Source organism: Chloroflexus sp. (assembly GCF_034434295.1).
In the GTDB taxonomy this organism is placed as follows: domain Bacteria; phylum Chloroflexota; class Chloroflexia; order Chloroflexales; family Chloroflexaceae; genus Chloroflexus.
The window spans coordinates 1-13796 of record NZ_DAOTZQ010000095.1; the positions used below are offsets into that span (position 1 = coordinate 1).

Below are 13796 nucleotides of genomic sequence, written 5' to 3' on the forward strand. Positions count from 1 at the left end.
ACGATCATCGCCAGTGCCCTTACTCATTGGATTAGGTGCCTTACTCGCCTGTCATGCACGTGGCGTAACGTTTGGAGTGCGGCAGCCATGCTGCCGCGCCAGCCGTGCTTACGATCCGGTGCGTGTCACGTCGTTGATCCGGCTGGACACGCAGATGCTGGGTGTGCTCGTCACGATTATGGAATCGGTCAACAATGGGAGATGTTTTTTTGAAATAGGTTCTATTCCTCGCTGGGAACACACGCCTCTGCTCCCATGTCTCCTCACCACAGCACGCTTCCATCTCTGGGAGCGCACGCTTCCAGCGCACACTCCCCGGACTCTGCTCCCCTCACTACACCCCACCAAGAGCGACTCACACCCGATACAAGAGAATTGTCAGCCGCTTTCCAGGATACGGGGCTTCCTACCTCCCCGCTCTCCGCCAGCCCGCTTCAATCGCTTCCTGTTCGGTACAGAACCAGCGCTCGCCGACGAATACGGGTGCTGGCGTAATCTCTCATACCGGGCAGATGGTAGATTTTCTCACCGGTTTCGATGGAGATGTTGCCTTTGATGACGCACTCAGGCGGGCCGGGACGTTTGGCAAAGATTTGGGCCACGGTTGTTGTGACAGTATCGCCCGCAAAGGCAACTGTAAAGAGTCCTCCCGCCACAAAGAAGAGCACAATAACCGTCAACAGCAACACAACATCGGTGAGGCTCCAGGGCTGGCCTTTTGTGGTGTTGATGAACATACGATCTACGGCGGGGAGCAGGTAAGCCCTCAATCCAGGCGTAATCGGCGCGGATTTTGCCATCTCGATCAATAGTGGTGGTGTAGAAGATCGTGTCGCCTACGACTGGACGACGGGGAATGCGGCCAAAGGCGGTAATGTGAACGAATATTCTTTCGTTATCAGGGTCAACGATAAATCCATACCCTTTTTCATCATACCATACGCTGAGTGTTCCTTGCTTCAATGTGGTGGCATGAATACAGTGGTGTATACAACGAAATATATTACTATTACCGATAAAAATTGGCAATAGTACTCAAGTATTCTCATGCCTGGTACTGCAATTCGTGAGCCGCTCATGAAACAGAATGTGTGCTGATACAGGTAACGAAGGGCGGGCGAAGGTGGTGGCTTCGCCCGCTTGGAGCAGTGGTTTGGCGTAACGTTCAGTTGTGCTGACGATGACCACAGGTTTCCCTGCGTATGGGTTGCACCTTACGATGAGGCGAGCATAATGATCACGCTGGTCTTATTATTAACCACCGAGATAAGAATGCTTACATTACGCCCATCCTTGCTAAAGGTAAGCTGGTAATCGCTGCCGTATTGACTGACTTCGCCAGCCTGCCAGCCCTGGGCCACCATCTCGGTTTGGTAGAAGGAGACAATGTTATCCGGTGGCTCGGTGGTTTCAAAGCTGATCAGGTCGCCCATCTGAACCCTGTTGCTGATATTCGCCGGTAGGGGAATTTCGGCGCCTGCGGCCTGCTGCTGAGCACAGGTTTCGGGAAGGGTGATGCTGGTATTGTCGTCCAGTTGGGTGACGTTGTATTCCCAACGGATATTGCCCAGTTGGTCGGGGAGCGGTGCTCCACCTTCTTCCGTAGTAACACCTGTGATTGTGCCGGTAAATTCACCAATATGCCGTACGACAACTGCCGGATTTTGGGCAGCCCAGATTTCGCCTTTGGCCTGACCCTGATAATTGGGGGTCTGTTCATTGATAGTAAAGGTGTAGCGATCAGTGGAAAAACCGTTGACCTGCACCCCTCGCTCAACGAGCTGTACGTCTGGGATGCTACCGATCAGTGCGTCGGGAGTGAGCATGCTCCCACTGAACAGATCGATGTTCCCCATGGACATACAGTAGGGCTGATTGCTGTCTTCTACATACTGGTACACCTGACCGCCAACCTGAACGCTGGTAACGCGAACTAATCCGGATTCAGGCGATGTGTTTTCCATCGTGAGACGGCGATCACCATTGGCGAGGATGATTTGCTGCATCACCAGATTGAACGGTACTGCCTCCTGACCAGATTCCTGTGATGTTCCTTCCAGCTTCATCTCTATCTGCACATTACCCAGTGCCGTCAGGTCAGCGTTTGTACTCAATACTGGCGGTTGCTCGACAGTATTACCGGTATTACTGGTGGACGGTGTAGTGGCAGCGATGGTCGGAGCAGTTTCCGGAGCAGGGGTCGGCGCAGTAGTAGGTGATGTGTCATTTCCAGTGGGGCGAGGGGTGCGGGTTGGGCGGGCTTCTTCGGTCGTTGGCGTGGGCTGTGAACTGCTGGTTGCGCCACCACCACAGGCTGCCAGCAACAGAACAAGGGCGGTGGTGATCAGAGAGAGGATTGCTTTTTTTCCAGTCATTGAAATTGCTCCCTTGTTACGATAACTGCAGGCGTCCAGGGTTGACACCGCCAGATACTGTAGCATGCGAGAGAAGGTCTCACAAGGGGAGCAAGATGACGATTTTGTCAGGTTGATACGCGATGTCGCTGCGCGTATGCCCATTCGATGGCGTGTAAGAGGTGTTGGGCAGTGTCCTGCCAGCGTGGGAGTGTATTTGCTCGTTGCCGGGCGGCAGTGCTCAACTGCTGACGCAGGTGTGCGTCGCTCATTGCAGTGCGTAAGGCAACGCTCAGTGCCTGCTCGTCATCGGGGTGAACGAGCATCCCACCGGCGCCAACCACGGCTGGTACCGGCCCGACTGCGCCGGCGATCACCGGCAATCCACAGGCTAACGCTTCGGCGAAGACCAATCCATACCCTTCAAATCGCGAAGGTAAGGCAAACAGACTGGCCCGTGCATAGCGTTCGGCTAGTTCGTCATCTGCAAGGACGCCACGCACAATCACGTTGGCCGGACAGCGCTGGATGGCCTGCCAGACCTCGCCGGCATACACCGGATCGGCATCACTTTCACCGATCAGCTCCAGCCGCCAGGGATGCTCTGCTACCTGCCCCCACACCCGTACCAGATGAGCCAGATTTTTGCGTGGAATCCATTGGGCGACGGCGATAACCAGCTCTTCCCGCGCCTCGACTGTCGGCATCCGACTCAAAAGACGGTCACAACCGCCAGCAGCAATGTGAATGCGGGCAGGTTCAGCACCGTGCGCAATCAATATGTTAGCCCCATCATCGCTGACTGCAACCAGCGCATCAGTCCGCAGTAGCATCTGCTCCCATGTGTGCTCACGCGGATCGCTTGCTCCGGCAACTGTCGGTAGTTCGTGAACCAGCGTCACCACCGGACGTAGCCTCTGCCAGTGTGCAATCCAGGGTGCCACGACAGCACGCGCCAGCGCATCAACAACAATCACATCATAGCGGCCTGCTTCAACCAGTTTGCCGGCACGGTCGCTGGCCGCGATCTGTCCGGCTACATCTGCCGGTCCCAGCACGATCTCCTCGACCGGTTGATTGCGAGCCTGCCAGCACCGAAAGACCTCGCGATGGTAGAGGTAGCCACCGGTACGCCGTTGCGGATCGCCGACCGTGAGAAACGCAATGCGCAAGACCATACCTTCATCCTTCCAGCCTGCTCTGATAACTGGCGAAGGCTTGCGGATTTTCCCAGATGCGCACGGTGAGCGTGATTAAACTAAATCCACGAATGGCAGCCGCAATCCGATCCCAGCAATAGCGCGCCACGTTTTCAGCGGTGGTGTTCACGTTCTCCAGACCGGCAACGGTACCCAAATCACGGTAGTGCAGGTCGGCAACAATGGCGTTGACCGCCTCTTGCAGGCGTGTAATGTCGAAGAGCGTGCCGTCCGCTTGCAGACGCTCCCCGCTCACAATCGCCTCTAGCCGGTAGGTGTGTCCGTGCATCCGGGTGGCCGGGCCGAAGTTTCCTTCCAAACGATGAGCCGCTTCAAACTGGGCAATGACGCCGACTTCGTACATATGTGTCTCCTTTGCACAGAGCGTGAGGTCTTCGCTTCCCAGAAATCCGGGCCATCTTCTACTGGCCCGTGTATATTGGGATGTATCACATCCTTACAGACGATAGTTTTCGTTCGCTGCACAGCGGCTGTTCACCACACCAGCGTGGCCTGGGAACGAGAGCGATTCCTGCGGGCACACCACTCCCACCGTTCACGTTTGTGGTGCGGCTTCCGCATACGTCAACATTACCTGCACCAGCCCTGGCGCTGCCTGATCTAGCAGGGTATACGCTGCTGCGGCTTGCGCAAAAGGAATGCGGTGGCTGATCAACTCGTTCAGGCATAGGCGCGGTAAGAGGTTCATCACGGTAGCGCTCCGCCGCGCATAATCCCAGCGTGGCAGCGTCTCTGGGGCCAGCCGACCAACCTGCGATGAGCGCAGGCGTACCCGACCACGGTGAAAGTGTCCGCCCAGGATCAGCGATGCCGGTTTTTGCCCGTACCACGACGCGACCACCACCAGCCCCTCTACCGCTGTTAGATCAATTGCCTGTTGTAACGCAGTCGGCGATCCGCTCACTTCAACCACTATATCAGCCCCCCGTCCATCGGTGAGTGCGGCAATTGTTGTCGAATCAGCCTGGACAAGGGTCGTGGCACCGAACCGGGCGGCCAGCGCCCGACGATGCGCATCGGGCTCAACCGCAATCACCTGCGCACCGGTTCGCTGCAAGAGCTGAGTTACCAGTAAGCCAACCACACCCTGGCCCAGCACAACAACAGTTTCTCCCAGCTTTGGTGCGGCATCATGACAAATCGTCAGCGCTGTTTCGACGTTGGCGTAGAACCCACCCAATGCCGGATCAAGAGTATCTGGTAGCCGTTTGACCAGATGCGCCGGTAGGGTAAAGATTGTCTGGTGCGGATGGAGTGCCGCGACCGGATCACCAACCTGAAACTGCTCAACCCCTGGGCCAACATCGATGACTCTGCCGGCGATGGCGTAACCGTACTTGATGGGGAAGGCAAAACTTCCTTGCAGCGTTGGCAGATCGAGGGCCAGGGTTGGCTCGACCTCACCGCGATAAACCAGGCGTTCGGTGCCGTGACTGATCAACGATGCGATGGCGGCGATCCGCACTTCACCGTAAGCCGGTGGTGGGGCAATCTCATCACGGATGATCACCGTGTGGGGGGCGGTAAACCAGATGGCTTGTGCGGGTAAGGGTTTCATACCGTGTTGACTGCTTCGCTGATTGCTACTGATGGTGCACCAGATCGCCTTCAATCACCACATCGGCGCCATACGTCGTCCAGGTGACGTTTGTCAGGCGCAGCGCCTGGTTTAGCGTGAGGATGCCCAGATCGCCGATAGCTGACGGTCCACTACCGAGGATGATCGGCGCAATCGTGACTGCCAGCGCATCAACCAGGTTTGCACGCAGCAGGCTTGTGATCAGGCGTGCACCACCTTCAACCATCACGCTCACCACACCCCGTTCGCCGAGCATGGTGAGGAGTGCGGCCAGATCGACCCCGCCGCCAGCCGCTTCCGGCAAGATCAGCACCGCCGCCCCGCATTCCTGCAAGGCAAGGCGTCGTTCAAGCGGCGCCGCAGCAGTACAGGCCAGCAGCGTACCCGCGCCGGCGCCATCGCGAATGACGGCAGCCGTCGTTGGTGTGCGGAGATGGGTGTCCACAATCACCCGCAAGGGGTCAGGCCCTGTCACCAGCCGGGTAGTGAGGCGAGGATCATCGCGTAACACCGTGCCAACTCCAACCATAATCGCGTCACTGTTCGCGCGTAAGTGATGACAAAAGCGGAGCGATTCGGGGCCGCTGATCCACTGTGAGCTACCGTCAACGGCTGCCACCCGACCATCGAGGGTTTGGGCAAAACATAGCGTAACCCGAGGTCGCATCATCTTCGCCGCACAATTTCTACAATCGAACCGGCGAGGATTGTCTCGCCTAACCGCACTCCCGGTTTCGTCACCCGTACCGCCACTGCGACTACCGTCGGATGATCGTGCAAGACGGCAGAGGCAATTCGTTCGGCGACGGCCTCGGTCAGTTGAAGCGGTGGCCCACAGACAATCTCGCGTACCCGGTCGTGAATCTGGCTGTAGTCCACCGTCTGACTCAAATCATCGCTTACGCCGGCTGCCCGCAAATCAAGCTGGACAGCTACATCCACCACAAAGCGTTGGCCGAGCCGGTTCTCTTCGGGGCGGGTGCCGTGGTAACCGATAAACTGCATCCCGCTCAGAATGATCCGGTCGTGCCCAATCCCCCACTCATCCATCGTTAGAGTCCTTTTCTACCGCAAGGCCGTACATCAGCGGGATGGCAGGCACATCTGCCGGTGGGTACATCCGGCGCTCTGGAGTTGCTACCATACGCACGAACGGTCGCTCGCCATTGACATAACAATATTCTCGTAATACTTGCAGGCGCAATCCGGCCTGCACCAGGGCAGTCACCACCTCACCAACCCCCCACCGATAGAGGGTACACGGTTCTGGGTTGACAAAATCGCCTACTCCGGGCAAAAACCCGGACGGTGATAACCCACCGTCGGCGGCGCCAACATAATCGCCGACACCGGGTAGGGTCAGCGTTTGACCACCATGTGGATAATCGTAAACCAGGTGCCAGTCGGCATTGAACATATTCGATGCCGGATGGAACTCCATCAATACAAACCGACCACCAGGTGTCAGCAAGGCGGCGATGCCATTGGCAAAGGCCGTGAGGTCGCGCAACCAGCAGATAACACCATAGCCGGCATAGATACGTTCAAAGCGGGTATGGGCTGCGGCAGCGGCAGCCAGGTACTCATACACATCGGCCTGTACGAACGTAGCCGGAATACCACTGGCAACACTCAATGCCCGTGCGTGAGCAATAGCGGCATCGCTCAAATCGACCCCCGTCACAACAGCGCCACGCGCAGCTAACGACAGGCTATCGACACCCGTATTGCAGAGGAGATGCAGGAGCCGACAACCGCGCACATCACCGAGCAGGGCTACTTCTTCAGGGAACAGCGTTGAGCCGCCCTGCCGGAGAAACGCCGCTTCATCGGCGCGATGGCTGACGTGGGCAGGCACAACCGCATTCCACGAGCGACGGTTTTGTTCTGTAACCGGGTCTGGCATAGCGTTAGTAGTATAAGGTATCTTCGTCCTCATCAACTCCAAAAAAGCGTAACCATTCTTCGACTTCGGCCTTACTCAAAGGGCGGTCGCCCCGTTTATCACGCGCATTGATACGCGGCTGATCGAGCATCTGCAAACGGCGGGCAAACTCTTGGGACGACATCACCCGAATGCCACGGGCTTGCGCTGCGCCAACAACTGCCCGATCCGAGGAGACGACTAGCCACTCATCGCAACGGCGAATCGCCCGAATTTGCCGGATCAACTCGTGGTCGGCATTCTGTGGTGGTTTAACAAAGCGTGCCTCAACCCCGAACCCATTGAGATTTTGGGGATGACCATAAACACCACCGTCAAACACAACCACAATTTTTCGACCACGCTTTTTGGCGGCATAGCGGCGTAGTTTAGCGACTAGCTTTGCTTCGTCATCGGGATCGCTGAGTTCAATATCGGGCATTTGACCGATCAGGTTGTGGCCATCGATTAAAATAGGCATGTCTGTATTGTACCTGAAGAGTGATTGGTTAAAGCAGAATATGCATAATCTGCTTTTGGTGACGTTGATAATGATAGTTCCTTGATTGATTGATCGACGTTCTACGCTATGCTTCCTCATCCCAACGCATATCTGGTGGCAGAGAGATTTATCGCCGGGGAATATCCTTTTCCAACCGCTGCTGACATCCAGCGGCTTGCGTGGTATCAGGCCGCAGGGGTCACCTGTTTCATTGATCTTACCACACCGGGCGAAGCATGGTCTTACGCGCCCGCATTACCATCACCCATGCACCATCAGCGTTTCAGTATTCCCGATTTCGGTCTGCCTGCTACCCCGGCCCAGATGCAAGCCATCCTCGCTGCCATAGACGAACAGCTCAACCGGGGAGCGATTGTCTACCTTCACTGTCTGGGCGGAGTTGGCCGTACCGGCATGACTGTTGGCTGCTGGCTGGTGCGTCACGGCGCAACTGGTGATGAAGCCCTGGCAACAGTGGCTCGTCACTGGCAAACAGTGGCCAGGGCTGTCAGGCATCCACATAGTCCTGAAACACCAGATCAGTGTGCGTATGTGCTGAATTGGCCGACATTGCAACTCTCATCGTCGGTGCGGCGTCGGATGGAGTAGAGATTGGCAGCCAGCCGCTCTGCGTAGGGTTGTGACATCTTGACCTGACAGTTACAAGATGTTTTTTGCATTGTTACAATGTTCATGTTCAATAATGTGTAAGGAATAAACTATGAAAACCGTTGAACCGCCTGTCTCCCCACAACGTCCACCTGAATATCCTTTCCGACGCCGTCTGTTAGGGATTATGCTAATCATAGGTGGACTGGGCTGGTTACTGTTTGAACTGGTCAGTCGCGGCTCAATTGCCGGCTTTGATTTGCAACTGGCCCGTGAAAATAGCGCTCAGACGATACCAGTCCAGCGTTTCGCCGTCAGCCGCGTGGAAGTGACCGGTGTTAATGATCAGGTGACGTTATCGGCAACTGACGGTGAAGAGGTTATCCTCCGTGGCGAGCGGCGTGGTTTTGGGTGGGCAGCCAACGCTGCGGCTGCGGCTGCTGCCCAGATTACAATAGAGGTCGAACAGCGGGGTGATACTCTCTTCGTCCATGTGCGCCGTCAGCCGCAGATAATGTGGTATTTTGGCCGCGATCCGTATGCAAGCCTCGAACTGGCACTACCACCCGATGTAACGTTCAACGTTGAATTAGTTTCGGGCGATGTAACGCTGCGCCAGATTGAGGCGAGCGGAGCAATCACCACCGTCAGCGGTGATGTGGTTGCCGACCGTACTAGCGGTCAACTGACCGTGAACACAACTGGTGGCGATATTGAACTGCGCGATCATCGGGGTGGCCTAAACGTTGTGACCGTTGGTGGCGATACGGAGGCGAGTGGTCAATTCACTGATCTTGATATTCAGGCTATCGATGGTGATGTTACCTTACAAGGTTCATGTAATACCGCCTTGATTGATACCGTCTCCGGCAGTGTGACTGTCGAAGCTACCGAGGTATCCCGGCTTACCATCAGTACGACGAGCGGTAATGTATGCTTTACCGGCCAACCGGCAGCCGAACGTCAGGAGATAGAGACGATTGCTGGGAATGTCGAACTCGTTCTGCGAGAGCCACTTGATACACAGCTAACATTCACAACCGTGAGCGGAAGGATAAACATCCCGTCCGAACTGTCTTCTCTGTCAGCTAACTCACGCTCGTTTGCGACCACGTTCGGCCAGGGCCGAGCCGTTCTGAATACCAACACAACTTCTGGGGACATTACCCTGCGCCTGTACAAATAATAGCCAAAGTCTGTGCATAGTATTTGCAAACGTGGTATCCTGATAACAGGCATACCACGTTTGTTTCTTTAAGTGATGTCCATTAGGCTAAGGATATAGATTATGTCAGGACCAGTCGAAATCAATACCACCCGCAAATTTGAAATTCGCGAGGAGTACCGCAGTGGCCCTGATGGCTTAATGCGGGTCTGGATGTCCTCGCCGGCCCAGGGTCTGCCGGTGCTCCTGATTCACGGGTATGGCGCCCTCATCGAACACTGGCGTCCGGTGATGAGAGCAATTGCCAGTGAACAGACCCTATACGCTCTTGATCTCTACTATTTCGGTTACTCGGCGCGGCCTGCCGGTCGGCCCAGTCGCGAACGGTGGGCAGCCCAGGCCGCAGCACTGATCCGCAATACGATTGGCCGTCCGGCGGTGGTGGTTGGTCATTCGATGGGCGGTGTGGTCAGCGCTCAACTGGCACGTGCCTACCCCGAACTGGTACACGCGCTGGTGCTTGTCAACAGTTCAGGCGCCCAATTACAGGCTCGTCCGCTTGGCACCTTTGATCGGTTGATGCTCGATGCTATAGGTTCACCGCTCATCGGCGAGGCTCTAGCCGGCGTATTCGGCAATCGCTGGGGAGTACGGCAGGGGTTGTTGTCGGCGTACCATCGCAAAGAATGTGTTACTCCTGAGCTGGTTGAGCTATTTAGCGGCCCGCTTCGCCGTTACGGAGCAGGGTCATACCTGAAAGTCAGTCGTGAATTTGCCAATCTGGTTCTCGACCTCACGCCCGGCGAGATCAAACAACCCACGCTGCTCATCTGGGGAGCCGAAGATCGTTCAATTCCGCCCGCCCATGCCGAAATTATCAGGCAACGGATGATCCCACATGCTGAAATCAAAATTATTCCCGACAGTGGTCATTGTCCGTTCGATGAGACACCGGCTGCATTTCTCGACATTCTCTTGCCGTGGTTGCGCAAGGTTGGCGAGCAGACTGTGGTGGCTTAGTGCCGCAGCTAGGCCAGCCCCACCCGGATAGGCGGGCTAACGCCCTACCTGACAGCGTGCAAGCCCCTGCGGGGCTATAGGGTACAACGCTCCACGCTCTGCAAAACCCACCGGGATAGGTGGGCTAACGCCCTACCTGACAGCGTGCAAGCTCCGTTGGGGCTAAGGTGCACCCATACCCCGCCGCCCGGCAGCCCCGCCGGGGTTTGCATGACGTAAGACAGGGTTTCAACCCGCCGATCCTTTCACCCCCCGACCTCCCTCACTCGTCAATCCCCACCAACCTCGCCTTCGCGCACCTCTCTGGTATAATCTGCACACCATTATGCATAGTTCGATGTTATCGGAGTCACTCCACGATGATCGACTTTGTTGCCATCGGCCACGTTACCCGTGATTTGTTACCGCAGCATACTACTGCTCCTGGCGGTACAGCTCGTTTTGCTGCTCTGCTGGCCCAGCGTCTCGGTCTGCGTGCAGCCATTGTGACGGCCAGCGCCGAGCCTGCTCCGCCTGGCGTTGCCTGGATCAGCCTGCCCACAACGGTTAGTTCTACCTTCGAGAATCGCTACACTCCTGCCGGACGGCAGCAATGGCTACACGCAATTGCGCCGTCTATCCCGGTCGCCGCTCTACCGGCGGCGTGGCGGACAACGCCAATCGTGCTGTTGGGGCCGGTACTGCACGAGTGTTCACCAGACCTGGCCGGCGCGTTTCCTGGTGCCCTGATTGGTGCAACTGCGCAAGGCTGGTTACGCGATTGGAATACCGAACTGCCGGCGCCGATCCGGCCCCGCCGCTGGCGACCGACACCGGCGGAACTGAGTCGTCTCCACGTGCTGACGCTTAGCAGTGAAGATGTTGCGGGTGATGATGAGCTGGCTGCGTATTACGCTCGGCTGGTACCAATCGGGATCGTGACCCACGGGGCAGCAGGTGCCACCCTCTTCATCCACGGTAAACCTCATCGCATCCCGGCGTTTCCCGCCCAAGAGAGTGATCCAACCGGTGCCGGTGATGTCTTCACCACCGCATTTCTGATTCGGCTGTGGGAAACCGGCGATCCGGTAGTAGCGGCTCAATTTGCTGCTGCCGCGGCGGCGTGTGTTGTTGAGGGAGTGGGTGATGCGGCGTTGCCGGATCGGGTACAGATCGCCCAACGGATGGCACGTATACCCGATCACGGCTAGCGCCATTGCGAGCAGATCAACGCGCTAAGCGGTATGGTACGCTGGTCACGACTGTACCGCGCAAGCGCAAAGCCGTTTTGATCAGCAACCCGGTCTGGTTATGCAAGAGATGCTCCCACCATCGTGCCGGCACAAATTCGGGTAAGATGACCGTGACCACATCATCACCGTAGCGTGTCTCAACCTCTTCGATGTAGCGTAAGATCGGGTTGATCAACGAGCGATACGGCGACTCAAGCACTACGAGTGGAATATCACATCCCCAATTCTGCCAGCGTTGTCGGAGCTTCGCCGTCGCTTCCGGGTCAAGATCGACATACACCGCTGTCACATTATCGGGCGCAATCGAACGGGCGTATTGTAAAGCGGGGAGGACACCGCGATGAATCCCACTTACCAGCACAATTGCCGTATGCCGACGCAGTTCCGGTGGCAAGATGGCACCGCTCAGCGACAACTGCTCCGCCACACGCTGGTAGTGCTGATTGATGGCACGGAAGACCATCACCAGTATCGGTATCGCTGTAATCACCATCCATGCGCCATGAACGAACTTGGTAATCGTCAAAATCACCAGCACAATGCCCGTCAGCGTAGCCCCAATACCGTTAATCATCGCACTGTAATGCCAGCCCGGTTGCTTACGGCGAAAATGCCGGCGCACCATCCCTGATTGCGAGAGGGTAAATGAAGTGAATACACCCACCGCGTACAAAGGCAGCATCGCGATCTCATTTGCCTGAAAGATCACAACCAACGCTGCTGAACACAGTCCAAGCACCAGAATCCCGTTGGAAAAGACCAGCCGGTCACCGCGCGAAGAGAACTGACGCGGCAAGAAACGATCACGCGATAGAAACGACGCGAGGCGCGGAAAATCGGCAAAGGCGGTGTTAGCGGCCAGTACCAGGATCAGGGCGGTCGCTATCTGGATGAAGACATAGAGCGGCCCTACCCCAAAGATCGTGCGGGCAATTTGCGAGACAATCGTCTCGTTGGTAAACTCATTTGGCACTGCCTGATGCGTATAGGCCAGCCAGGTAATCCCCAGAAACATCGTCACCAGCAGGCTAATCATCCAGGTCAGCGTAATAGCAGCGTTACGCGCCTCCGGTGGCTTGAACGCCTGCACGCCATCGCTGATCGCCTCAATCCCGGTGAGCGCCGTACAACCGGCGGCGAAGGCGCGCAGGACGAGCCAGAGCGATAATACCTCGCCGGTCGGTGGAATATCGGGATCAATCGAGTGAACAACAGGCTCAGCACCGAACATGAAATCATGGGCGATGCCGAAGACAATCATCGACAAGATACCGCTGATGAACGCATAGGTTGGGATCGAGAAGATGAAACCGCTCTCTTTAGCACCGCGCAGATTGGCAATCGTAACGATCAAAATACAAACCAACGCAATCTCAACGGCATGATCGCGCAGCGTTGGGAAGCCCCAGTTCGTTGCGAGCGAGGTAATGGCTGCAACTCCGGCAGAGATACTTACAGCAACCGTCAAAACATAATCTATCAGCAGCGCACCGGCGGTAACCAGACCCGGTAGATCGCCCAGATTGTCGCGGGTGACGATGTACCCACCACCGCCTTGCGGATAGGCATGAATTGTTTGCCGGTAGGAAAAGCCAACAATGATCAGCAATCCGGCAATCGCTGCCGCAATTGGTAGCGAAAGTCCTAATGCGACACTGCCGCCTAAAATCAGGATCGTAAGGATTGCTTCTGTTGCATACGAAACCGAGGATAACGCATCAGAAGAGAAGACAGCCAGGGCAGTTGCTTTGTTAAGACGTTCGTGATGTTGGTGTTCAGTTGCAATCGGTCTTCCAACGAGAATGCGTTTGAGCTGGGCGAACATAGCCACAAATTCCTTGCTAAAGTGCCGTTGATAGCGTTTTCCATACAAAAACGGAACGCAAACCGCGCACGGCAGTCGGCGTTCCGTCGGCTGTCGGTCGCAGAGTCGATAGATCATCAACCTGCGCATCATCCTTGACGCTCACCGGGCGATCATAGCACTTTTGTTCCCTGGCGTCAATGGGGTGGTTCTGATGCAAATATCACTTCGTAAGCTGATCCGGTAAACTGCTTTTGGCATAGAATTCAGATGAAGGCGCTTCATCTCCTCACACGAAGTGGCCATCACCACGGGATGGGCACGCAGCTATCGCAGTCTTCGCACGCATGAGTTATCGTCGGCGTTGTAGGGGCGACGTATGCGTCG

At 56.4% G+C, this 13796-nt stretch carries 14 protein-coding genes; 4 read left to right on the plus strand and 10 right to left on the minus strand.

What is annotated here, in order from left to right; genetic code table 11:
- Positions 1–434: 434 nt before the first annotated feature.
- The 9 genes from VAE57_RS13430 to VAE57_RS13470 form a co-directional block, all read right to left on the minus strand.
- The gene (locus tag VAE57_RS13430) at positions 435–737 is read right to left on the minus strand and encodes a hypothetical protein (RefSeq protein WP_322822381.1); all 303 of its coding nucleotides are present in this window, start codon (positions 735–737) and stop codon (positions 435–437) included.
- 477 nt (positions 738–1214) lie between these two features.
- Complete coding sequence (locus VAE57_RS13435; RefSeq protein ID WP_322822382.1) at positions 1215–2375, minus strand: hypothetical protein; 1161 nt, start codon at positions 2373–2375, stop codon at positions 1215–1217.
- 107 nt (positions 2376–2482) lie between these two features.
- A complete protein-coding gene (locus VAE57_RS13440) occupies positions 2483–3532 on the minus strand; it encodes a glycosyltransferase (protein WP_322822383.1) in 1050 nt (349 codons plus the stop codon).
- A gap of 4 nt (positions 3533–3536) precedes the next feature.
- Entirely contained in the window at positions 3537–3917 is a 381-nt protein-coding gene (locus tag VAE57_RS13445; RefSeq protein ID WP_322822384.1) for a 6-carboxytetrahydropterin synthase, read from the minus strand.
- A gap of 192 nt (positions 3918–4109) precedes the next feature.
- On the minus strand, positions 4110–5132 hold the full coding sequence (locus VAE57_RS13450; RefSeq protein WP_322822385.1) for a zinc-binding dehydrogenase: 1023 nt from the start codon (positions 5130–5132) through the stop codon (positions 4110–4112).
- 25 nt (positions 5133–5157) lie between these two features.
- Positions 5158–5823 carry a RibD family protein gene (locus VAE57_RS13455; RefSeq protein WP_322822386.1) on the minus strand — a complete coding sequence of 222 codons (666 nt, stop codon included), beginning with the start codon at positions 5821–5823 and terminating at the stop codon, positions 5158–5160.
- The gene (gene folB / locus VAE57_RS13460; RefSeq protein ID WP_322822387.1) at positions 5820–6203 is read right to left on the minus strand and encodes a dihydroneopterin aldolase; all 384 of its coding nucleotides are present in this window, start codon (positions 6201–6203) and stop codon (positions 5820–5822) included. Before folB ends, VAE57_RS13455 begins: the two co-directional genes overlap by 4 nt.
- On the minus strand, positions 6196–7059 hold the full coding sequence (locus tag VAE57_RS13465; protein ID WP_416208458.1) for a class I SAM-dependent methyltransferase: 864 nt from the start codon (positions 7057–7059) through the stop codon (positions 6196–6198). Before VAE57_RS13465 ends, folB begins: the two co-directional genes overlap by 8 nt.
- 4 nt (positions 7060–7063) lie before the next feature.
- Positions 7064–7558 carry an NYN domain-containing protein gene (locus VAE57_RS13470; protein WP_322822389.1) on the minus strand — a complete coding sequence of 165 codons (495 nt, stop codon included), beginning with the start codon at positions 7556–7558 and terminating at the stop codon, positions 7064–7066.
- 108 nt (positions 7559–7666) lie between these two features.
- On the opposite strand from VAE57_RS13470, the gene VAE57_RS13475 reads away from it, so the two are divergent.
- The 4 genes from VAE57_RS13475 (at position 7667) to VAE57_RS13490 (ending at position 11563) form a co-directional block, all read left to right on the plus strand.
- A complete protein-coding gene (locus tag VAE57_RS13475) occupies positions 7667–8188 on the plus strand; it encodes a protein-tyrosine phosphatase family protein (protein WP_322822390.1) in 522 nt (173 codons plus the stop codon).
- Positions 8189–8300: 112 nt separating this feature from the next.
- On the plus strand, positions 8301–9374 hold the full coding sequence (locus VAE57_RS13480) for a DUF4097 family beta strand repeat-containing protein (protein ID WP_322822391.1): 1074 nt from the start codon (positions 8301–8303) through the stop codon (positions 9372–9374).
- Positions 9375–9476: 102 nt separating this feature from the next.
- Positions 9477–10373: an alpha/beta fold hydrolase gene (locus tag VAE57_RS13485; protein WP_322822392.1), complete on the plus strand. Its 897-nt coding sequence runs from the start codon at positions 9477–9479 to the stop codon at positions 10371–10373.
- Between the two features lie 359 nt (positions 10374–10732).
- Positions 10733–11563 (plus strand): PfkB family carbohydrate kinase, encoded by an 831-nt coding sequence (locus VAE57_RS13490; RefSeq protein WP_322822393.1) that lies wholly within the window; start codon positions 10733–10735, stop codon positions 11561–11563.
- Between the two features lie 16 nt (positions 11564–11579).
- On the opposite strand, the gene VAE57_RS13495 is transcribed toward VAE57_RS13490, so the two are convergent.
- Positions 11580–13430, minus strand: coding sequence for an APC family permease (locus VAE57_RS13495; protein WP_322822394.1), 1851 nt, complete (start codon positions 13428–13430; stop codon positions 11580–11582).
- Positions 13431–13796 lie beyond the last annotated feature (366 nt).

Coding starts and splice junctions, on each gene's coding strand:
- VAE57_RS13430 (WP_322822381.1), bottom strand. CDS start 737: ATGTTCATCAACACCACAAAAGGCCAGCCCTGGAGCCTCACCGATGTT.
- VAE57_RS13435 (WP_322822382.1), bottom strand. CDS start 2,375: ATGACTGGAAAAAAAGCAATCCTCTCTCTGATCACCACCGCCCTTGTT.
- VAE57_RS13440 (WP_322822383.1), bottom strand. CDS start 3,532: ATGGTCTTGCGCATTGCGTTTCTCACGGTCGGCGATCCGCAACGGCGT.
- VAE57_RS13445 (WP_322822384.1), bottom strand. CDS start 3,917: ATGTACGAAGTCGGCGTCATTGCCCAGTTTGAAGCGGCTCATCGTTTG.
- VAE57_RS13450 (WP_322822385.1), bottom strand. CDS start 5,132: ATGAAACCCTTACCCGCACAAGCCATCTGGTTTACCGCCCCCCACACG.
- VAE57_RS13455 (WP_322822386.1), bottom strand. CDS start 5,823: ATGATGCGACCTCGGGTTACGCTATGTTTTGCCCAAACCCTCGATGGT.
- folB (WP_322822387.1), bottom strand. CDS start 6,203: ATGGATGAGTGGGGGATTGGGCACGACCGGATCATTCTGAGCGGGATG.
- VAE57_RS13465 (WP_416208458.1), bottom strand. CDS start 7,059: ATGCCAGACCCGGTTACAGAACAAAACCGTCGCTCGTGGAATGCGGTT.
- VAE57_RS13470 (WP_322822389.1), bottom strand. CDS start 7,558: ATGCCTATTTTAATCGATGGCCACAACCTGATCGGTCAAATGCCCGAT.
- VAE57_RS13475 (WP_322822390.1), top strand. CDS start 7,667: ATGCTTCCTCATCCCAACGCATATCTGGTGGCAGAGAGATTTATCGCC.
- VAE57_RS13480 (WP_322822391.1), top strand. CDS start 8,301: ATGAAAACCGTTGAACCGCCTGTCTCCCCACAACGTCCACCTGAATAT.
- VAE57_RS13485 (WP_322822392.1), top strand. CDS start 9,477: ATGTCAGGACCAGTCGAAATCAATACCACCCGCAAATTTGAAATTCGC.
- VAE57_RS13490 (WP_322822393.1), top strand. CDS start 10,733: ATGATCGACTTTGTTGCCATCGGCCACGTTACCCGTGATTTGTTACCG.
- VAE57_RS13495 (WP_322822394.1), bottom strand. CDS start 13,430: ATGTTCGCCCAGCTCAAACGCATTCTCGTTGGAAGACCGATTGCAACT.